The following is a 19,398-nucleotide window of genomic DNA, read 5'->3' on the forward strand; positions in this document are numbered from 1 at the left end:
GAAGATGAATATGCCTGTATCCAAAACCGTCGCCGTCAAGGCGCCGGAGCAACCGAAAACTGCGATCTCGGCCCTGTGGCGCCCGGCGCTGGTGCAAGCCTTCGTCAAGCTCGATCCACGGCAACTGCAGCGCGCACCGGTGATGCTGGTGGTCGAACTGACCGCGATCCTGACCACCGTGCTGTGCTTCATTCCCGATACGGCCGTACCGACCTTCGTCGCCGCGCAAATTGCCGTGTGGCTGTGGTTCACCGTGTTGTTCGCCAACTTCGCCGAAGCTTTGGCTGAAGGTCGTGGCAAGGCCCGCGCCGACAGCCTCAAGGCCGGAAGCGAAGGCTTGAGCGCCCGGCGCAAAACCAGCAATGGCACGTTCCAGGTGGTGCCGGCCACCAGCCTGCGCAAAGGTGATGTGGTGCGTGTCGAAGCCGGGGAGATGATCCCCGGTGACGGCGAAGTGCTCGAAGGTATCGCAGCGGTCAACGAAGCGGCGATTACCGGTGAGTCGGCACCGGTGATTCGTGAGTCCGGCGGCGACCGCTCGGCCGTCACCGGCAATACACGACTGGTGTCCGACTGGCTGTTGGTGAAGATCACCGCCAACCCTGGCGAGTCGACCCTGGACCGCATGATCGCCCTGGTCGAAGGCGCCAAACGCCAGAAAACCCCGAACGAAGTGGCGCTCGACATCCTGCTGATCGGCCTGACCCTGATCTTCCTGCTGGTGGTCGTCACCCTGCAACCGTTCGCCCACTTCGCCAACGGCAGCCTGCCGCTGGTGTTCCTGGTGGCACTGCTGGTCACCTTGATTCCGACCACCATCGGCGGCCTGTTGTCGGCCATCGGTATCGCCGGCATGGATCGTCTGGTGCGCCTGAACGTGATCGCAAAGTCCGGTCGTGCGGTGGAAGCGGCGGGGGACGTGCACGTCCTGCTGCTGGACAAGACCGGCACCATCACCTTCGGTAACCGTCGTTGCTCGGCGGTGTATGCCGCGCCAGGCGTGACAGCCAGGGAGTTGGCCGAAGGCGCGTTGCTGGCATCGCTGGCCGACGACACCGCTGAAGGCAAGTCGATCGTCGAGTACCTGCGTGGCACTCATCCGCAACCGGAACCGTCCGCCGAGCTGCTGACAGCCGTGCCATTCAGTGCCGAAACCCGCTTGTCCGGTGTCGACTATCAAGGGCGCGTATACCGCAAGGGTGCGGTGGATTCGTTGCTGGCGTTCGTCGGCCTGAAACGTGCTGACCTGGCACCGGCCTTGTCCCGCGAAATCGACAAGATCGCGCAAAGCGGCGGCACCCCCTTGCTGGTCTGCGCCGACGGCAAGTTGCTCGGCGCGATCCACCTCAAGGACGTGGTCAAGCCTGGTATCCGCGAGCGTTTCGCCGAGTTGCGAAAGCTGGGCATTCGCACGGTGATGGTCACCGGCGACAACCCGTTGACTGCAGCCGCCATCGCTGCGGAGGCCGGTGTGGACGATGTGCTGGCGGAAGCCACGCCGGAGAAGAAACTGGCGCGCATTCGTCACGAGCAAAACGACGGGCGTCTGGTCGCCATGTGCGGCGACGGCGCCAACGATGCCCCGGCGCTGGCCCAGGCGGACGTCGGCATGGCGATGAACGACGGTACGCAAGCGGCGCGTGAAGCGGCCAACATGGTCGATCTCGACAGCGACCCGACCAAGTTGCTGGACGTGGTGCAGATCGGCAAGGAATTGCTGGTTACCCGCGGTGCGCTGACGACCTTTTCCATCGCCAACGACGTGGCCAAGTACTTCGCGATCCTGCCGGCGCTGTTCGCCGCGATCTACCCGCAACTGGGCGTGCTCAACGTAATGCAACTGAGCAGTCCGCAGAGCGCGATTCTGTCGGCGATCGTTTTCAACGCCTTGATCATTGTGGTGCTGATTCCCCTGGCATTGCGCGGTGTGCGCGTGCAGGCGGCGAGTGCGGCGGCGCTGTTGCGACGCAATCTGCTGATCTATGGCCTGGGCGGGATTCTGGTGCCGTTCGTGGGCATCAAGGCGATCGACATGCTGTTGACGGCGTTGCATCTGGTTTGACCTGACACCCCCACTGTAGGAGCGAGCTTGCTCCGGGCGGCGTTCCGACGATGGTGGTTAACGATAACGCGTGCTTGCTGACTGTACGCGGCGCTCTGAATTGCATCGCGAGCAAGCTCGCTCCTACAGGTTTTTCCCGTGAATTCGAGGATTTTGAAATGTCCACATTGATACGCCCGGCCCTGAGCCTGCTGGTCCTGATGACGCTGATCACTGGCGTCGCCTATCCACTGGTGGTTACCGGCGTCGCCCAGGTCGCGTTCCCGGATCAGGCCAACGGCAGCCTGGTGCGCGATGCCGAGGGCAAGGTCCGCGGTTCCTCGCTGATTGCCCAGGATTTCGTCGGCGACGCCTGGTTCCACCCGCGCCCTTCGGCCGGTGCCTTTGCCACCGTATCGAGCAGTGCCAGCAACCTCTCGCCGAGTAACCCGGCCCTGGCCACGCGGGTGATCGACGAAGCCGGCAAGTTGCTGGTGCCCGGCCAGGGGGCGGTGCCATTGGCGCTGGTCACTACGTCGGGCAGCGGTCTCGATCCGCACTTGCCACCGGCGGCGATTGCCTATCAACTGGCGCGTGTCGCGGCGGCGCGCAATCTGCCGGTCGCGTCACTGCAACAGCTGCTGGACGCGCACATCGAACAGCCATTGGTAGGTCCGCCGGTGGTGAATGTGCTTGAGTTGAATCTGGCGCTGGAAAAGCTTTAGATCCGTGGTGCTGCCATTCGCGAGCAAGCCCGCTCCCACAATTGGAATGCGTACTCCTGTGGGAGCGGGCTTGCTCGCGAAGGCGGTTTGACAATCACTACATCAACATCTGAAAGACGAGAACTTCAAGCATGAGCAACTCCGGCCGCGCCGACGCGCTGTTAGCAAACCTGCCCCGCGATGGCCGTGGCCGGCTCAAGGTTTTTCTCGGCGCCGCGCCCGGAGTCGGCAAGACCTACGCCATGCTCCAGGCGGCCCACACCCAACTGCGTCAAGGCGTGAAGGTCATTGCCGGCGTCGTCGAAACCCACGGCCGCGCCGAAACCGAAGTACTGCTCAGCGGCTTGCCGCAGCAGCCGTTGGTGCGCTCGGAATACCGTGGCGTGTTGCTCGAAGAAATGGACCTGGACGGTCTGATCAAAGCCAAACCGAAGCTGGTGCTGGTCGATGAGCTGGCGCACACCAACGCACCCGGCAGCCGTCACGAAAAACGCTGGCAGGACATTCAGGAACTGCTCGCCGCCGGCATCGATGTCTACACAACGGTCAACGTCCAGCACCTGGAAAGCCTCAACGATCAGGTGCGTGGCATCACCGGCGTACAGGTCCGTGAAACCTTGCCGGACTGGGTGCTGCAAGAAGCCTACGAACTGCTGCTGATCGACTTGCCGCCACGGGAACTGCTCGAGCGCCTGCGCGATGGCAAGGTCTATGTGCCGGAGCAGGCGCGGGCGGCCATTGACGCGTTCTTTTCCCAGACCAACCTGACAGCCCTGCGCGAACTGGCGATGCAAACCGCAGCGGCTCAGGTCGATAACGATCTGGCCCTGGGCTATCGCCAACTTGGACAAGCGGCGCCAGCCGTGCGCGGGCGATTGCTGGTAGGGGTGGACGGCGATGCCCAGGCCGAGCGTCTGGTACGGCATGCCAGCCGCGTGGCTCAACGGCGGCACCTGCCCTGGAGCCTGGTGCACGTGGACAACGGCCGCGTGCGTGACGAGCAGTCCCGCCTGCGCCTGCAGAGCGCCCAGCAACTGGCCGAGCGCCTGGGCGGCGAAGTGGTGTTGCTGCGCGCCGGTGAGGTGGCGAAAACCTTGATCCAGCATGCCGCCGAACGTCGTGCCAGTCTGGTGCTGGTCGGCCAGTCCCGGCCGAGATTGCGCCGACGCCTGTTTGGTGGCGGGTTGGCGGCGCGGCTGCTGCGCAATGCGCGCGGACTGGAAATCAACGTTCTCGACGGCGATCACCAACAGCATCAACCTCATCAGCGGTCGATGGGGCCGCTGGTCTGGTTCGACTACGCGTTGGCGGTGGTCGCGACGGTCATGGCCAGTGCCCTGGCCTGGGCCGTGGCGAGTGTATTGCCACTGCCCAATATTTCACTGGTGTTCCTCGCCGCCGTGTTGCTGGTGGCGGTGCGCAGCAGTCTCGGGCCGGCGCTGGCCTGTGCGGCGTTGTCGTTTCTGACCTATGACTTCCTGTTCATTCCACCGACTTTTTCTTTCAGCATCCAGCGCGAAGAAGACGTGCTGACCTTGCTGTTTTTCCTGCTGATGGCAGCCCTCACCGGCAACCTCGCGGCGCGCCAGCGCAGGCAATTGCAGGCACTGCGCGATACCCAGGAAGAGACCACGGAATTGCTCGACCTGTCACGCAAACTGACAGCCGCCACCGACCGCCAGGCCGTGGTCAGTGCGGCCGCCCAACACCTCAACGGTTGGAGCGACGTGCAGCTGTGTCTGCTCAATCGCGACGGGCAGAGCGGCTGGAAAGTCGAAACCGGTGGCCCGCTGGAGTTTACCGAAGCTGAGCGCGCCGCCGCCGATTGGGCCTGGCAGCACTATCAACCGGCAGGTGCGGGCACCGGCACCTTGCCGTTCGGCCGCTGGTGGTGGTGGCCGTTATCGGTCGAGGACGGCCCGCTCGCGCTGCTTGGCGTGTGCGCCAAGGAAGGCCAGACCCTGAGTGGCCAGCGCCGTCGCTTGTTGACCGCGCTGAGCCAGCCGCTGGCCCAGGCGCTGGCCCGTGCGCAACTGGCCGATGATCTGGAAGCGGCGCGGCTGCACGGTGAAACCGAGCAGTTGCGCAGTGCCTTGCTGGCTTCGGTGTCCCACGATTTGCGCACACCCTTGACGTCCATGCGCGGCAGTATCGATAGCCTGCTGGCCCTGGGTGAAGCGATCCCGCTGGAGGATCGGCGTGAGCTGCTCGAGGGCACCCGCGATGAAGCCGAGCGCCTTGATCGTTATATCCAGAATCTGCTCGACATGACCCGCCTCGGCCACGGAGCCCTGAAGCTGGCGCGGGACTGGGTGTCACCGGCCGATATCGTCGGCAGTGCGCTCAATCGCTTGCGCGCAGTCCTTGCGCCGCTGCAAGTCAGCACCGACGTGCCGGCCGAGTTACCGCTGCTGTATGTGCACGCCGCGCTGATCGAACAGGCATTGGTCAACGTGCTGGAAAACGCCGCGCGGTTTTCACCGCCCCACGGGCGTTTGCAATTGCGCGCCGGGGCCGACGACAGTGAGCTGTTTTTTTCGGTCAGCGATGAGGGCCCGGGGATTCCGGAGGAGGATCGGGCGAAGATTTTCGACATGTTCTACACCGCGGCGCGAGGTGATCGTGGCGGACAGGGCACCGGACTGGGGCTGGCGATCTGTCAGGGCATGGTCGGTGCCCATGGCGGGCGCATCAGCGTCGCCGACGGCATCGAGGGACGCGGTACCTGCATCACGTTACACCTGCCGCTACAGGCTCAGCCGGGATACGAGAGTGAAGCCTGATCGTGCTTGCGCTACTCTCTTGCCACTTCTTTTTGTTGATGTGAATTCATGAGCCAGACCGCGACCATACTGGTCATCGACGACGAACCGCAGATCCGCAAATTCCTGCGCATCAGCCTCGCTTCCCAGGGCTACAAAGTGCTGGAGGCCGGCACTGGCAGTGAAGGCTTGGCCCAGGCTGCATTAAACAAACCGGACTTGCTGGTGCTCGACCTCGGCTTGCCGGACATGGACGGCCAACAGGTATTGCGCGATTTTCGCGAGTGGTCGACGGTGCCGGTGCTGGTGCTCTCCGTGCGCGCCAGTGAAGGGCAGAAAGTCGAGGCCCTGGATGGCGGCGCCAATGACTACGTGACCAAGCCGTTCGGTATCCAGGAATTCCTGGCGCGGATTCGTGCGTTGCTGCGCCAGGCGCCCGTCGGCGAAACCCAGCCAGCGGCGCTGAGCTTCGGTCCTTTGACGGTCGACCTGGCGTATCGCCGGGTATTGCTCGACGGTATCGAAGTTGCGTTGACTCGCAAGGAGTACGCCGTGCTGGCGCAACTGGCGCGGCATCCCGGGCGGGTGATCACCCAGCAGCAATTGCTCAAGGACATCTGGGGGCCGACACACACCGAAGATACTCACTACCTGCGCATCGTGGTCGGGCACTTGCGCCAGAAACTGGCGGATGACCCGACCCAACCCAGGTTTATCGTGACCGAGGCGGGGGTGGGGTATCGGTTGTTGAGTGAATAGTTTTGAAATTTTGTGGTGACTGATCTGGCGCTTTCGCGAGCAAGCCCGCTCCCACAGTGAATCTTTGGTGTACACAAAATCCCATGTGGGAGCGGGCTTGCTCGCGAAGAGGGCATTACATTCAATCGAGAACTTTCAGACGTTCAATTCTGCTCATTCTCATACCGATCCAGCGTATCGCGCGCAATCTCCCGTCCCAGCGCGATCAGCTCCGGCGCCTTGTAGAACTCGAAAAAACGGCACACGCGCTTGGGCACGTTGATCAGGATGTCCGGCGGATACCCGGCAATCTTGTACTGCGCCAGCGACGTCTGCATCACCTCGAAACTCTGGTTGATCAAGTCGAGCAAGGATGCCGGCCCGACGTTGTCGATGATGAACGAACCGGTGGCGGAGCGGGGCGCGCCACTGGCTTCCGGGGCGGCCGCGGGTTGTTGGGCTTCGGGTTCGGCGGACTCGATCCACGGGTTGAAATCCGCCCCTTCGGCTTTCAACGCTTCCTGCTCCAGGATCAACAATTGTTCCGCCTGTTTACGCCGGAACGGCAACTTCGAGCCGACAGAGCTCATCAGGTTGTCGAAGCGGCTCTTGAACGCGGCAGGGCGCTGGATCACCGGCAATTGATAGTGGCGCTGGTTGGTGGAGTTGAGGTTGACCGCGATGATCAGGTCGCAATGGCTCGACACCACGGGCACGATCGGCAGCGGGTTGAGAATGCCGCCATCGACCAGCATGCGGTTGCCCTGCATCACCGGGGTGAACAGGCTGGGAATCGCTGCCGAGGCGCGCATCGCCTGGTGCAGGCAACCTTCCTGGAACCAGATTTCCTGCTGGTTGGTCAGGTCGGCGGCAACGGCGGTATAGGGGATACGCAAGTCTTCGATGTTGATCTCGCCGACGATCTTGCGAATCTGCCCGAACACCTTCTCGCCACGAATCGCCCCCAGACGAAAACTGACGTCCACCAGGCGCAACACGTCGAGGTAATCCAGGCTCTCGATCCAGTCGCGGTATTCATTGAGTTTGCCGGCGGCGTAGATCCCGCCCACTACCGCGCCCATGGAGCAACCGGCGATACAGGCAATGTCATAGCCGCGCCGTTCGATCTCTTCAATGACCCCAATATGTGCGTAACCCCGGGCTCCACCCGAGCCCAATACCAGTGCGACACGCTTTTTCATGAATCGCCCTCGTTTGAATGCTTCAACAATGCACCCATCGAGGGGCATGCTTCAATCGTCATGGTCGTTCGAGGGGGCAAGAGCGTCGTATTTTCGACACTCCATGGCGGCACATGGTTGTTCTCGTCAGCGCTATAGTTCGCACAGCGGACCAACGGCACTTTTCAGGTGCTACACCGTCTTACCTGCATGACTGTTGACCTATTTTTGAGGAGTAAGTGATGAAAGCCTGGATCTGCGTGCCATTGATTGCCCTGGCACTCGCCGGTTGTGCCGGAAAAACCGCCTACCGCGACAGTTGCGGAAGTAACCTGGATGCGGCATGGCATGAACTGGACCTGGCCAAAGCCGAAGGTTTCGCCGGGACCGTCAGCTACTCCAAGGCCCTGTCGCTGTTGACCGCGGCCAAGACCCAGCAGCAATTCGAGGGGTTCGAAGGCTGCACCAGGAAAGCCGAGAAGGCTCGTTTCTATATTCGTGAATCGCGCGCGGGGCGCTGAAGGCAAAAAGCAGCTGCAGGCTCTAAGCTACGAGTTGCAAGACTCATCGGGCTTGCAGCTCGTAGCTTGCAGCCTGGCGCTGTTTACGGAGTAAACCCCCATGATCGATCGGCTGGTGGCTCATGTCCTGGGCCTGGAAGTTCGTCTGCTGGCCTGTCAGGCCCGCTTGAGAGAGCGGACTGACCCTGAAGCTTTACACGATCTGCGCACAACCATGCGTCGGTTACGCAGTTTGTTGCGGCCTTTGCGCGGGTTGCCCGGTGTCGAACAACTGGAGGTGGCCGCCTCGCGGGTGGGCGATCTGACCACGCCGTTGCGTGATCGCGAAGTGCTGGCGGCGTACCTGCTTGAGCACGGTCAACCTCACGCTGCACAGTGGCGCATGGCGCAAATGGCTGAAGCCTATCCGGCCGTGGCGGCCAGTCCCGAGCTCGCGCAATTGCTGATCGTGCTCGATGCGTTTCCGCGTTTTCTGCGTGCTGCCCAGCGCCAGGGATTGCTCAAGGGCCTGCGCAAGCGCATCGAAAAACGCCTGGGCAAGCAGTGGAAAAAACTCGATGAAGCACTGCACGACCCGGCCCACGACCGTCATCGGCTACGCCTGCTGATCAAGCGCGTGCGCTATGGTATCGACGCTTACCCCGAGCTGGACCGTTTACCGAAAGCGGCCATGCCCCGATTGAAATCGGCCCAGAGCGCGCTGGGTGAGTGGCACGATTGCGTGCAATGGCTGGCCATGGCTGAGCAGGAAGCGGATTTGCGGCCCTGTGTCGCGGTCTGGACAACCACCATGGCCGAGGCAGAAAGCCGGGCGGACCGGGTGCTGGAAAAGCTCAGTCGCGATTGTTTCAAATCCTGATATCACCACCGAACAAATGTGGGAGCGGGCTTGCTCGCGAAGAGGCCATCAGCCCGGACATTGTTGGTGACTGACAAACCGTCTTCGCGAGCAAGCCCGCTCCCACAGGAGGTTTATGTTCGACATGAAACCTGCGCGACTTATCTGTCAGTCAATTTGTCCGGAATAGGCGATGTATCCATCTCGCCGGCTGGTTAAGATCCCTTCATCTTTTTCCGATCCCTTGAGGTTTTCATGCGTTTTTCCGAACTGCTTGACGCTGTCCGTAGCCAGCCGCTGGAGCTGTCCATTCCGGCCTCCTGGGGCCAGGGGCGCGCCAGTTTCGGTGGCGTGGTGGCGGCTTTGCAGTACGAAGCCATGCGTGCCCGGGTGCCAGCGGATCGCCCGGTGCGTTCATTGGCGATCACCTTTGTCGGCCCGGTTGAGCCTGAGGTTCCAGTCAGCTTTGAAGTCGACGTATTGCGCGAAGGCAAGGCGGTCAGCCAGGTGTTGGGCCGGGTGATGCAGAAGGGCCAGGTGGTGACGTTGATCCAGGGGAGCTTCGGCGCTTCACGCCCTTCGGCGGTGGCCGTGGCCGCTGAACCGGCACCTGAAATGAAGCACTGGGACGAATGCCAGGAATTGCCTTTTATCGAAGGCGTCATCCCTGAGTTCATGCGGCATCTGGCGATGCGCTGGAGTGTTGGCGGGCTGCCGTTCAGCGGTAGCACATCGCGGCAAATGGGTGGTTGGGTGCGCTTGCGCTGCGATGACAAGGAAGAGGCCATCGGCGAGGCGCATATCCTCGCACTGGTGGACGCCTGGCCGCCGGCCCTGATGCCGTTTTTGAAGAAGCCGGCGATGGGCAGCACGCTGACCTGGACCATCGAGTTCGTGCAACCGCTGCTGGAATTGACCACCCTGGACTGGTGCAAATACCTCGTCGAGACCGAGCACGCCGCCGATGGTTACGGGCACGCCGCCGCCAAAATGTGGAGCGCCGATGGCCGGTTGATCGCCATGAGCCGGCAGACGGTGACGGTGTTCGCCTGATCAGTGACGGCGGTGGCGCTCGCGCCAGGCGCGCCACCAGCCACCGCTGAGGAAGAACCGCGGAAAGGTCAGAAACTGCTCGACCAACAGGCGCGATAGTGCATCCTTGCGGTCACTGAACGGCTCAGCGGCTTGCGTCTCCATGCTGTGGCCGTGGCGTTGCAGGGCCAGCGCCGCAATCATGCCGATCACGCCAATGGCGATGTTGGCCAGGCTCAGGCTGAAGACCCCGGATACGATCAGCAGAAACGCGACGATGAACAGCGGCACCGCGATCAGGTGCAACACCAGATTGGTCGGGTGCTGATGATTGTTCGGGTACGCTCGCCATTGCCAGGCGGGAAGGTTGGGGTGACGTTTGCCCATGTTGCTGATCCTCGATCCATGTTGAACACATGTAATGAAGAATAGGCCCGGTCAACGCCGGCGGCGAATCAAGGCTGGCTATTGGCTTGATAGGTGCCATGACTGGAATTGATGGTGCCAGTTCTGACGCCTTCGCGAGCAAGCCCGCTCCCACATTTTGAGCGTATTTCAATGAAAGAACGCGGTCACCTGTGGGAGCGGGCTTGCTCGCGAAAGGGCCCTCAGAGTTTGAGCTGACCTATCGCCTTGCTCAACTCCCCGGCCAATGCCGCCAACTCATTGCTGGTAGTCGCCGAAGTAACCGTCTGCTGCACCGTGTTCTCGGTCACGTCACGGATGCTTACCACCGCCCGGTTCATCTCTTCCGCCACCTGGCTCTGCTGCTCGGCCGCCACGGCGATCTGTGTGTTGCTTTCACGCATCTGTGCCACTGCGCCGGTGATTTCAGCCAGGGCTGCGCCGGCCTCTTGCGCTTGTCGTACGCAGTCATCGGCCTTGAACGAGCTATCTTGCATGAAATCCACGGCGTCCCGCGTCCCGGCCTGCAACGCCGACACCATGATCGTGATTTCGTCCGTGGAGGCTTGCACGCGTTTGGCCAGGTTACGTACTTCATCGGCGACTACCGCAAAGCCGCGCCCCATCTCGCCGGCCCGGGCCGCTTCGATGGCGGCGTTGAGCGCCAGCAGGTTGGTCTGTTCGGCGATGCTGTGAATCACGTTGACCACGCCGTTGATCTTCTGGCTGTCCTCGGCAAGGCGTTGAATCATCTCGGCGGTCTGCTGCACGCCGGTGGACAGCCCGGCAATCGAGCGCTGCACCCGCGTCACCACTTCCTGCCCACTACCGGCCAGGGTATCGGCCGATTGTGAAAGGTCACGGGTGGCGCCCGCGTGCTGGGCGATGTGATAGACCGTGGCGGTCATTTCATTGATCGCCGTGGCGGCCTGATCGGTTTCGCTTTGCTGACCGAGCATGCCGTGGCGCACTTCATTCATGCTCGCCGCCAGCCGCGCGGCGCCGATATCCAGTTGCCGGGCGGTGCTGGCGACGGTGTTGACCACCCGTTGATAACCGGCCTGCATGGCGTTGAAGGCGTTGGCCATCTGGCCGACTTCGTCGCTGCAAGCCAATGGCACGCGGGTCGACAGGTCGCCGGTTTTCTCCACGTGCAACATGACGTCTTTCAAGGTGTTGAGCTGGCTGAGCAGGAATCGGATCAGCAACTGCGATGCGCCGAGCATGGCCAGCATCAGGATGAACACCGCCACCGCGTAGTGGGCGAAGCGCTCGCTGAACACCTGGCCCAGGCTTGGACCGTGGGCGATCACGGCGACCCGCTGCCCGTCGGCGCGCGCGAACACTTCGGCGCCCATCAACGGGTTGTCACCGAACAGCGGCATCGGGTTGATCTCGACCCAGCCATTGGCGTCCGCCAGTTCTTGCACGGGGTGCTCATTGAGCATGGGGGCTTGCCCGCGGCTGAACGCCAGCAGGTTGTCCGCGGGGGGCAGCGGTTGCCCGGCGGGCCAGGCTTCGAGCAATCGCGCCTGGGCCTGGGCTGAAGCCTGGGAGGCGTGACTGCGGGCCTGCTGCTCAAGCTGCACCGCGTACAGCACCAGCAACAGGGTGGTGACGAACGCGACGGCGTTGACCGCCCAGAATTTGTATTTCAGTGAGATATTGCTAAGCCAGGCACCCATGGAGGTCTTCTCTGATAGCGGAAACAGTTTTGGCAAGGTGCCATCATTGTGCCGCTACTCAGGTGGCTGGTTCTTGATGCAGATCAATTTCAAACCTGTGGGAGCGAGCTTGCTCGCGATTGCGGTTTGTCAGTCACATCCGTACCGAATGTGTTGCCGCCATCGCGAGCAAGCTCGCTCCCACAGGGATTTATGGTGAACAGGAGATCAATGGCAGGCCATAAAACGCGCGTGCACAGGCTGTGGTGTGTGCCGCCAGATCCTTCTGGCTTTCCCCGCGATGCAGTGCCACTTCGCGCAATACTTCGGTCAGGTACGCCGGCTCGTTTCGCCCGTTTTTCGGCTTGGGGCGCAGGCTGCGCGGCAGCAGGTACGGTGCATCGCTTTCGAGCATCAGGCGTCCGCGCTTGATCTCCTTGACCAGCGGATGCAAATGCGTGCCCCGGCGTTCGTCGCAGATCCAGCCGGTAATGCCGATGTGCAGGTCGAGGTCGAGGTAGCTGAACAGCGCCTTCTGCTCCCCGGTGAAGCAGTGCACCACCGCGGCCGGCAATTGGTCGCGGAAGTCGCGCAGGATCTCCAGCAAACGCTGGCTGGCGTCGCGTTCGTGCAGAAAAACCGGCAACTGCAATTCGACGGCCAAGGCCAGATGTTCTTCGAGCACCTTTTCCTGCTGCGGGCGTGGCGAGAAATCACGGTTGAAATCCAGCCCGCATTCACCCACGGCCACCACATTCGGCTCGTTAAGCAAGCTGCGCAAACGTCGGGCGCTGTCGGCGTTCCAGTCGCTGGCGCAGTGCGGGTGAATACCGGCGGTGGCGAACAGGCGCTGATTGCTTTCGTCCAGTTGCCGGCACAGCTCAAGGGCCTGTTCGCTGCCCTCGACACTGGTGCCAGTCAGCACCAGTTGGCACACGCCGGCCGCGTAGGCGCGGTCGAGTACGGCCTGGTGTTTGTCGGCAAAACTGGCGTTGGTCAGGTTGACGCCGATATCGATGAGTTGCATGGTGCTACCTCGGCCCAAAGGCCGGAAAGCATATCAGAGCCGTGGATTTATAAGAAAAGCCAAGAACTACAACGGGTTAACGCTGTCTCTTGAGCCGCGGACCAGGCTGGCTTGGTAATTTTGCCATCACTGTGCCAGTCTTTCGCCCGTTGTCAGCGCCCTGGGCACCCTGTTTTTGTCGTCGCGTTTCATTGACGCGGCCTCATATTCTTTCCGGAGAGTGGATGATTCGTCCCTCGGTTTTGCTATTGCTGTGTTGTTCGCTACTACTGCCGATGACGGCGGTCGCGCGTCTGCCCGGGCCGCTGCAAGCCGTACCGGCCAGCGAGGTGCGCGACCTTGCGCAGATCCGCAGCAGTCGTGTGCTGCGGGTGCTGGTCAACCAGAGCCGCAACAGTTCCGGTGAAGTCCAGGGGCAGGCGATCGGGGTTGAATACCATCGCCTGAGAGCGTTCGAGCAATACCTCAACGGTCACGCCCGTGACGGTCAGGAAATCACCCTTAAGATCATTCCCAAGGCCAAGGATCAACTGCTGGGCGCCTTGCAGCGCGGGGAGGGCGATCTGGTGGCGCCAGGCGAGTTGCTCGATCTGCAACCGGGCTTTGCCGTCAGCACCAGTGAGCCGATTGCCAGCAACATCCCGTTGGTCCTGGTGGGCATCAAGGGCGAACGCCGCTACACCCGGCTTGAACAGCTCTCCGGCAAGACCCTGGCGTTACCCGCCGGCAGCGCCGCCGGTGATGCCGTCAGCCAGATCAATCAAAAGCTCGCCTTGCACAAACTGCCACCGGTCAACATCGAGTGGGTCGATCCGAGCCTTGCCGTCGAGGACGTACTGGAGATGGTCCAGGGTGGAATCTTTCACCTGACCATCGTCGAGCAACCGATTGCCGAACGCTGGGGCAAAATCCTGCCCAAGCTGCGTTTCGACAAGCAGGTCGTCATCCGTGAGCCGGGCGAGGAGTTCTGGTTCGTACGCCGCGATGCGTCGATGCTGCGGGCCAGCATCAATCGCTTCCTCACCGTCTACAAAAAACCATCGGATCAAGACGCTGCATTCCTGCGCATCTATCGCCGTCTCTATCAAGTGCACTATCCGCTGGCCAAGGCGGACCGGCAGCGCCTGGAAAAACTCCGGCCGGTGCTGCAGAAACACGCCGATGCCCAGGGCATGGACTGGCTGAGCCTGGCGGCGCTGGCCTTCAAGGAGTCGGCGTTGCAGCCCACCGCCCGCAGTGGCGGCAGCCCGACCGGACTGATGCAGATCACGCCTTCTGCGGCGCAGCGGGTGGGGGTCAACAATATTCAGGACGTAGACGGCAATGTGCAGGCCGGGGCCAAGTACCTGGCGATGATCCGGCGCAAGTTCTTTGCCAGCCCGAAACTCAACGAGCGCGAACGCATGGCCTTCGTGCTGGCGGCCTACAACATCGGGCCGGAGCGGGTTCAGGGCATGCGCACCGAAGCCCGGCGGCGAGGACTGAATCCCAACCAGTGGTTCTTCCAGGTCGAGCGCGTGGCCATGGAGCAGGTGGGTATGGGGCCCGTCAGCTATGTTAATAGCGTGAACAAGTATTACTTGGCGTTCGACCGGGAGCGGGAGTCGTTGGAGCCCCAGGGACAAAAGGTTGTCTCTCGCAAATGATCAACTAATCTGATTGTAATAGCGGGTTTTTTGCGCTTTTAACATGTGATTTATTGATTAATATGGCGCCCAACCCACACACACTGACAAGGATTTAAACAGCATGAGCACTCTGATCAACAAGGTACTGTTTACCCGCGCTGGCTACGGCCTGACCGTTCTGCGCATCGTGGTCGGCATTGTTTTCGCCGCTCACGGCGCGCAAAAACTCTTCGGGGCATTCGGTGGTTATGGTCTGGCCGGAACCGCACAGTACATGGAAAGCCTCGGACTGACGCCGGGTTACCTGATGGCGGCACTGGCGGGCGGCACCGAATTCTTTGCCGGCCTGGCGCTGATCATCGGCTTACTGGTTCGCCCGGCTGCATTGGGCCTGGTCTTCCTGTCGCTGGTCGCGATTTTCTCGGTGCACATCAGCAATGGACTGTTCATGGCCAACAACGGTTATGAGTTCGCCCTGGCCTTGCTCGGTGGCAGTATCGCGGTGTTGATCGAAGGTGCGGGCAAACTCTCGGCGGACCGTGTCATCGCCGGCTGACCGCTCTGGTTCAACGAAAATGACCCGCCTCGTGCGGGTCTTTTTTATTGAGCGTCATTCTTGACACTGTCCAGTCAGCTTCTCTAGGATGTTGCTCATGCGCCGATTTAAACAGCTACTTGCGGGGCGCCAGGTGACTCATTCAGTTGCCGATAGAAGCCGGAACAGGCTTCGAAATACCGCTAAAGCGCTGGTTCGGTGTTGCCTCTCACCTGCCATGCAGACTTTTGAGGCAGAGACACGACACAATGAATGCACTAAACCCGGTAGTACGTCCCGCGCCGATCACGGCACATCTCACCCAGCGCAATCCAAAAATCCTGCTTGGCGGCAAACATCAGCCGACGCTCTTGCGTTATCTCGATGGCTGGCCACGTCGTACCGGCGGTCCCGCTGCCTTTCTGATCCAGTTTGTCGAAGACGGTGAGTCTCTCGCCCGTTTCGCCGACGACACTTTTGATCTGGCAGTGATTCAATCCCCCAGCCTCGAAGACGCTCCCGAGGTGATCAGGCAATTGACTCGCGTTGCCCGGCAAGGGCTGATCACCCGCCCTTGAGTTTTACGGGTAGTCGATCGCCACGATATAAACACACTGCTCACCGGTCGGTGTCTGGACCCGGACTTCGGCGTCCAGTGCCTTGCCGATCAGGGCTCGGGCTAATGGCGAGTCAATGCTGATCAGGCCTTGTTTGAGGTCCAGTTCATCCGGTCCGACAATGCGGTAGCGCGACTCTTTGCCATCCTCGTCCTCGATCGTGACCCAGGCGCCGAAATAGACCTTGTTCGGATCGCTGGGTTTTTCGCTGACAACCTTGAGCGCTTCCAGGCGTTTGGTGAGAAAACGCACGCGGCTATCGATCTCTCGCAGCATCTTTTTGCCGTAGGTGTACTCGGCGTTCTCCGAGCGATCACCCTGTGCCGCGGCTTCGCTGACCGCCTGGGTAACCTGGGGTCGACGCACATGCCACAGCTCATGGAATTCGGCGCGCATCCGCGCTTCACCCTCTGGGGTGATCAGCGCGGTGCCGGCGGTGCGGGGAGGGCGGTAACGGCTCATGGCAACTTCTTGTGGTGGAGACGGCTGGAGTCTATCAACCCTCGCGCAGGACTGTCAGTGGGCTGGCGTTCAATGCCCGACGGGTGCCGAACACACCGGCACCGCCGATCAGCACCGCGCCCAGCAGTGGCAGCAGCAACAGCCAGGGATGCGGATGCCACGGCAGGTCAAAGGCATAGCGGTAGAGCACCAGGCTCACCAGTTCCGACCCCAATGCCGCCAGCAAACCGCTGACCGCCCCCAGCAAACCGAACTCGATGCGCCGCGCCTTGACCAGCAATTGTCGTTCGGCCCCCAGCGCGCGCAGCAGCGCGCCCTGGCGAATGCGTTCGTCCAGCGTCGCCTGCAGGCCGGAAAACAGCACCGTCATCCCAGCCGCCAACACAAACAACAATACGTACTCCACCGCCAGGGTGACTTGGGCGAGGATGCTGCGCAATTGTTCCAGCAAGGCTTCGACCTGCAGGATCGTCACCGCCGGGAAGGCGCGGGACAGGTCGACAATCTGCTGGTCATGTCCCGCTGCCAGATAGAAGCTGGTCAGGTAAGTCGCCGGCAGATCCTTGAGGGTGCCGGGCTGGAAGATCATGAAAAAGTTCGGCTGGAAGTTATCCCAGTTGATCTCCCGCAGGCTAGTGACTTTCGCCTCGCGATTGACCCCGCCCACGCTGAAAACCAGATGATCGCCGAGCTTGATTTTCAGGCTTTCAGCGACCTTGCCTTCCACCGACACGCCGGGAATATCGTCTGGCGTTTGTTCGTTCCACCAATTGCCCGCCGTGAGCTTGTTGCCCTCCGGCAGGTCCGCCGCCCAGGTCAGGCTCAGGTCGCGCTGGATTGCCCGGTCCCCGGCCGATTCTTTGGTGACGATCTGTTGCACCGGTTCGCCGTTGATGCTGATCAAGCGCCCCGGCACCACCGGGTACAAGGGTGCCGATTTTGCCGACATGGCGATCAGGTGATCGGTGAAGGCCTGTTTATCCGCGGGCAGGATGTTCAGGGCGAAGTAATTGGGGGCGTTTTTCGGCAACTGGTTCTGCCAGGTATCCAGCAATTCGCCACGCAGCAGTGCAATCAGCGCCATCGACAGCAGGATCAGGCCAAACGCCAGGGACTGGCCTGCGGCAGCGAGCGGATGACGCAGCAATTGCCCGAGTCCCAGGCGCCAGGGCAAGGACGCACGCGCAAGCAAGCGCCGCAGGCTCTTCAACAGCAGCAACAACAAACCGCCCAGCACCAGCGCTGCAATCACGCCACCGCCGAGCAGGGCAAAGGTCAGCACCAGGTCCAGGCTCAGGCGCCACATGATCAGGCCGAGGGCGCCCAGCGCTGCACCGTAGACCATCCAGGTGCTGGAAGGGATCGGCAGCATGTCCCGGCGCAGCACGCGTAATGGCGGAACCCGGCCCAGAGCCGCCAGCGGCGGCAAGGCGAAACCGGCCAGGGCCACCAGTCCGGTGCCGATCCCGGCGACGGCCGGAAACAGTCCGCCCGCAGGTACGTCGGTCGGCAGCAAGTCGTGCAGCAGGGCAAACAACCCAAGCTGCGCGAGCCAGCCGAGGAGGGCGCCGCTGATGCTGGCCAGCAGTCCGAGCACAGTCAGTTGCAGGCTGAACAACACCATGGTTTCCCGGCGCGATAGTCCGAGGCAGCGCAGCAAGGCACTGGCATCGAAGCGGCGGGTGGCGAAGCGGGTTGCCGACAACGCCACCGCCACGCCGGACAGCAACACCGCCACCAGGCTGGCCATGTTCAGGTAGCGTTCGGCCTTGCCCAAGGCTCCGCCGATCTGCCGGTTGCCATCCCGGGCGTCCTGCAAACGCTGGTTGGCGGCGAGTCCCGGTTTGATCAGTTGCCGATACATCTCGAGTGCCTGGGCATTGCCTCGCCATAATTCGCGATAGCTGACCCGGCTGCCGGGTTGCACCACGCCGGTTGCCGCAAGGTCGTCGAGATTGATCAGCACCCGCGGCGTCAGGCTGTAGAAATTGCCGGCGCGGTCGGGTTCGTAGGTCAGCACCCGCGCCAGTTTCAGGGTTTTCATGCCGACATCGATGCTGTCGCCGATCTTCAGGTCCAGGGCGGTCAGCAGGCGTGCCTCGACCCAGGCTTCACCGGGTTGCGGTCCGCCACCGGCGCTTTCCGTTGCGAACGGGGCGGGCGCGCTTTTCAGTTCGCCGCGAAGCGGGTAGGTGTCATCGGCGGCCTTGATGCTGGACAACTGGATGCCGTTGTCTGTGGCGATAACGCTGGAAAACTCCACCACCTGCGCATGTTGCAGTCCCAACTCTGTGCCGCTTCTTATCTGTTCGGGGCGTGCGGGCGAACTGCCTTCGAGGAGCAGGTCGGCGCCGAGAAACTCAGTGGCGCGCAGCATCATGGCACCATTCAGGCGGGCGCCGAAATAGCCAATGGCAGTGCTCGCGGCCACGGCCACCAGCAAGGCAAAAAACAATACGCGTAATTCACCGGCGCGGGCGTCGCGCAGCAATTGGCGGATGGCGAGACTGAACAGGCGCAACAGCGGCAGGCGTGCCATCAAGGCTCCAGAGGGGCGACCAGCAGGCCGGCTTCAAGACGGATCAGGCGCCGGCACCGATGGGCCAGGCGTTCATCGTGGGTCACCAGCACCAGGGTCGTGCCGCGTTCCTTGTTGAGTTCGAACAGCAAGTCGCTGATGCGCTCACCGGTGTGACTGTCGAGGTTGCCGGTCGGTTCGTCGGCGAACAGCACATCGGGTTCGGCGGCAAACGCGCGGGCAATCGCCACGCGTTGTTGCTCGCCCCCGGAGAGCTGGCGCGGCGAATGCGTCAGGCGCTGGCCGAGACCTACACGCTGGAGTAACTCGGTGGCGCGTTCGCGGGCGTCCTTGCGGCCATCGAGCTCCAGCGGCAGCATGACGTTTTCCAGGGCATTGAGGCTGTCGAGCAGCTGAAACGATTGAAAGACAAAACCCACATGCTCGGCGCGGATGCGCGCACGCTGGTCCTCATCGAGGTTGCTCAGGCCTTGCCCGGCGAGGGTGACTTCGCCGCTGCTCGGCAGGTCGAGACCGGCGAGCAGGCCCAGCAGTGTGGATTTGCCGGAACCTGAAGCGCCGACGATGGCCAGGCTGTCGCCCTTGTTCAGTTCCAGGCTGAGTTCGTGCAGGATGGTCAGTTCACCTTCCGCGCTGGGAACCACTTTGCTAAGGTCCTTCGCGATGAGAATGCTTGCGCCCAT

17 protein-coding genes are annotated in these 19,398 nt (G+C 62.1%); 10 read left to right on the forward strand and 7 right to left on the reverse strand.

Annotated features, from left to right (window positions below; translation table 11 throughout):
- Positions 1–4: 4 nt before the first annotated feature.
- The 4 genes from kdpB to ACXX83_RS04105 all read left to right on the forward strand — a co-directional run bounded on the left by kdpB (position 5) and on the right by ACXX83_RS04105 (position 6,287).
- A complete protein-coding gene (gene kdpB, locus ACXX83_RS04090; RefSeq protein ID WP_458547621.1) occupies positions 5–2,062 on the forward strand; it encodes a potassium-transporting ATPase subunit KdpB in 2,058 nt (685 codons plus the stop codon).
- Positions 2,063–2,220: 158 nt separating this feature from the next.
- The gene (gene kdpC, locus ACXX83_RS04095) at positions 2,221–2,766 is read left to right on the forward strand and encodes a potassium-transporting ATPase subunit KdpC (protein ID WP_015094010.1); all 546 of its coding nucleotides are present in this window, start codon (positions 2,221–2,223) and stop codon (positions 2,764–2,766) included.
- A 131-nt stretch (positions 2,767–2,897) separates the two neighbouring features.
- On the forward strand, positions 2,898–5,549 hold the full coding sequence (locus ACXX83_RS04100) for a DUF4118 domain-containing protein (RefSeq protein WP_458547622.1): 2,652 nt from the start codon (positions 2,898–2,900) through the stop codon (positions 5,547–5,549).
- A gap of 48 nt (positions 5,550–5,597) precedes the next feature.
- Positions 5,598–6,287 carry a response regulator gene (locus ACXX83_RS04105; protein ID WP_217837538.1) on the forward strand — a complete coding sequence of 230 codons (690 nt, stop codon included), beginning with the start codon at positions 5,598–5,600 and terminating at the stop codon, positions 6,285–6,287.
- A gap of 143 nt (positions 6,288–6,430) precedes the next feature.
- Here the strand turns inward: ACXX83_RS04105 and ACXX83_RS04110 are convergent, their stop codons facing one another.
- Complete coding sequence (locus ACXX83_RS04110; protein ID WP_015094013.1) at positions 6,431–7,468, reverse strand: patatin-like phospholipase family protein; 1,038 nt, start codon at positions 7,466–7,468, stop codon at positions 6,431–6,433.
- Between the two features lie 221 nt (positions 7,469–7,689).
- On the opposite strand from ACXX83_RS04110, the gene ACXX83_RS04115 reads away from it, so the two are divergent.
- The 3 genes from ACXX83_RS04115 (at position 7,690) to ACXX83_RS04125 (ending at position 9,859) form a co-directional block, all read left to right on the forward strand.
- On the forward strand, positions 7,690–7,968 hold the full coding sequence (locus ACXX83_RS04115; RefSeq protein WP_007973587.1) for a hypothetical protein: 279 nt from the start codon (positions 7,690–7,692) through the stop codon (positions 7,966–7,968).
- Between the two features lie 100 nt (positions 7,969–8,068).
- Positions 8,069–8,827, forward strand: coding sequence for a CHAD domain-containing protein (locus tag ACXX83_RS04120; protein WP_458547623.1), 759 nt, complete (start codon positions 8,069–8,071; stop codon positions 8,825–8,827).
- A gap of 234 nt (positions 8,828–9,061) precedes the next feature.
- Positions 9,062–9,859, forward strand: a complete 798-nt coding sequence (locus ACXX83_RS04125) for an acyl-CoA thioesterase (protein ID WP_458547624.1) — start codon at positions 9,062–9,064, stop codon at positions 9,857–9,859.
- Here ACXX83_RS04125 and ACXX83_RS04130 read toward each other — a convergent pair whose 3' ends face one another.
- The 3 genes from ACXX83_RS04130 to ACXX83_RS04140 all read right to left on the reverse strand — a co-directional run bounded on the left by ACXX83_RS04130 (position 9,860) and on the right by ACXX83_RS04140 (position 12,934).
- Entirely contained in the window at positions 9,860–10,225 is a 366-nt protein-coding gene (locus ACXX83_RS04130) for an Mpo1-like protein (RefSeq protein WP_015094016.1), read from the reverse strand.
- A 221-nt stretch (positions 10,226–10,446) separates the two neighbouring features.
- Complete coding sequence (locus ACXX83_RS04135) at positions 10,447–11,928, reverse strand: methyl-accepting chemotaxis protein (RefSeq protein WP_458547625.1); 1,482 nt, start codon at positions 11,926–11,928, stop codon at positions 10,447–10,449.
- A 190-nt stretch (positions 11,929–12,118) separates the two neighbouring features.
- Positions 12,119–12,934, reverse strand: coding sequence for a TatD family hydrolase (locus ACXX83_RS04140; protein WP_458547626.1), 816 nt, complete (start codon positions 12,932–12,934; stop codon positions 12,119–12,121).
- Positions 12,935–13,158: 224 nt separating this feature from the next.
- Between ACXX83_RS04140 and ACXX83_RS04145 the strand changes: the two genes are divergently transcribed.
- The 3 genes from ACXX83_RS04145 to ACXX83_RS04155 all read left to right on the forward strand — a co-directional run bounded on the left by ACXX83_RS04145 (position 13,159) and on the right by ACXX83_RS04155 (position 15,675).
- Positions 13,159–14,580: an MltF family protein gene (locus ACXX83_RS04145; protein ID WP_458547627.1), complete on the forward strand. Its 1,422-nt coding sequence runs from the start codon at positions 13,159–13,161 to the stop codon at positions 14,578–14,580.
- A 103-nt stretch (positions 14,581–14,683) separates the two neighbouring features.
- Positions 14,684–15,118 (forward strand): DoxX family protein, encoded by a 435-nt coding sequence (locus tag ACXX83_RS04150; RefSeq protein ID WP_095966389.1) that lies wholly within the window; start codon positions 14,684–14,686, stop codon positions 15,116–15,118.
- Between the two features lie 248 nt (positions 15,119–15,366).
- Positions 15,367–15,675, forward strand: a complete 309-nt coding sequence (locus ACXX83_RS04155) for a class I SAM-dependent methyltransferase (protein ID WP_217837544.1) — start codon at positions 15,367–15,369, stop codon at positions 15,673–15,675.
- Between the two features lie 3 nt (positions 15,676–15,678).
- Here ACXX83_RS04155 and greB read toward each other — a convergent pair whose 3' ends face one another.
- Genes greB through ACXX83_RS04170 form a run of 3 tightly spaced genes read right to left on the reverse strand, consistent with a single transcriptional unit; the run spans position 15,679 to position 19,398 of the window.
- Complete coding sequence (greB, locus tag ACXX83_RS04160) at positions 15,679–16,176, reverse strand: transcription elongation factor GreB (RefSeq protein WP_007973570.1); 498 nt, start codon at positions 16,174–16,176, stop codon at positions 15,679–15,681.
- Between the two features lie 34 nt (positions 16,177–16,210).
- The gene (locus tag ACXX83_RS04165) at positions 16,211–18,715 is read right to left on the reverse strand and encodes an ABC transporter permease (protein ID WP_458547628.1); all 2,505 of its coding nucleotides are present in this window, start codon (positions 18,713–18,715) and stop codon (positions 16,211–16,213) included.
- The gene (locus tag ACXX83_RS04170) at positions 18,715–19,398 is read right to left on the reverse strand and encodes an ABC transporter ATP-binding protein (RefSeq protein WP_126049985.1); all 684 of its coding nucleotides are present in this window, start codon (positions 19,396–19,398) and stop codon (positions 18,715–18,717) included. The genes ACXX83_RS04165 and ACXX83_RS04170 overlap by 1 nt, the downstream gene beginning before the upstream one ends.

This window comes from Pseudomonas sp. GNP012 (assembly GCF_054343835.1).

What these genes read in the sequence shown, in the direction of transcription:
- kdpB (WP_458547621.1), top strand. Translation starts at nt 5, where the DNA reads ATGAATATGCCTGTATCCAAAACCGTCGCCGTCAAGGCGCCGGAGCAA.
- kdpC (WP_015094010.1), top strand. Translation starts at nt 2,221, where the DNA reads ATGTCCACATTGATACGCCCGGCCCTGAGCCTGCTGGTCCTGATGACG.
- ACXX83_RS04100 (WP_458547622.1), top strand. Translation starts at nt 2,898, where the DNA reads ATGAGCAACTCCGGCCGCGCCGACGCGCTGTTAGCAAACCTGCCCCGC.
- ACXX83_RS04105 (WP_217837538.1), top strand. Translation starts at nt 5,598, where the DNA reads ATGAGCCAGACCGCGACCATACTGGTCATCGACGACGAACCGCAGATC.
- ACXX83_RS04110 (WP_015094013.1), bottom strand. Translation starts at nt 7,468, where the DNA reads ATGAAAAAGCGTGTCGCACTGGTATTGGGCTCGGGTGGAGCCCGGGGT.
- ACXX83_RS04115 (WP_007973587.1), top strand. Translation starts at nt 7,690, where the DNA reads ATGAAAGCCTGGATCTGCGTGCCATTGATTGCCCTGGCACTCGCCGGT.
- ACXX83_RS04120 (WP_458547623.1), top strand. Translation starts at nt 8,069, where the DNA reads ATGATCGATCGGCTGGTGGCTCATGTCCTGGGCCTGGAAGTTCGTCTG.
- ACXX83_RS04125 (WP_458547624.1), top strand. Translation starts at nt 9,062, where the DNA reads ATGCGTTTTTCCGAACTGCTTGACGCTGTCCGTAGCCAGCCGCTGGAG.
- ACXX83_RS04130 (WP_015094016.1), bottom strand. Translation starts at nt 10,225, where the DNA reads ATGGGCAAACGTCACCCCAACCTTCCCGCCTGGCAATGGCGAGCGTAC.
- ACXX83_RS04135 (WP_458547625.1), bottom strand. Translation starts at nt 11,928, where the DNA reads ATGGGTGCCTGGCTTAGCAATATCTCACTGAAATACAAATTCTGGGCG.
- ACXX83_RS04140 (WP_458547626.1), bottom strand. Translation starts at nt 12,934, where the DNA reads ATGCAACTCATCGATATCGGCGTCAACCTGACCAACGCCAGTTTTGCC.
- ACXX83_RS04145 (WP_458547627.1), top strand. Translation starts at nt 13,159, where the DNA reads ATGATTCGTCCCTCGGTTTTGCTATTGCTGTGTTGTTCGCTACTACTG.
- ACXX83_RS04150 (WP_095966389.1), top strand. Translation starts at nt 14,684, where the DNA reads ATGAGCACTCTGATCAACAAGGTACTGTTTACCCGCGCTGGCTACGGC.
- ACXX83_RS04155 (WP_217837544.1), top strand. Translation starts at nt 15,367, where the DNA reads ATGAATGCACTAAACCCGGTAGTACGTCCCGCGCCGATCACGGCACAT.
- greB (WP_007973570.1), bottom strand. Translation starts at nt 16,176, where the DNA reads ATGAGCCGTTACCGCCCTCCCCGCACCGCCGGCACCGCGCTGATCACC.
- ACXX83_RS04165 (WP_458547628.1), bottom strand. Translation starts at nt 18,715, where the DNA reads ATGGCACGCCTGCCGCTGTTGCGCCTGTTCAGTCTCGCCATCCGCCAA.
- ACXX83_RS04170 (WP_126049985.1), bottom strand. Translation starts at nt 19,398, where the DNA reads ATGGGCGCAAGCATTCTCATCGCGAAGGACCTTAGCAAAGTGGTTCCC.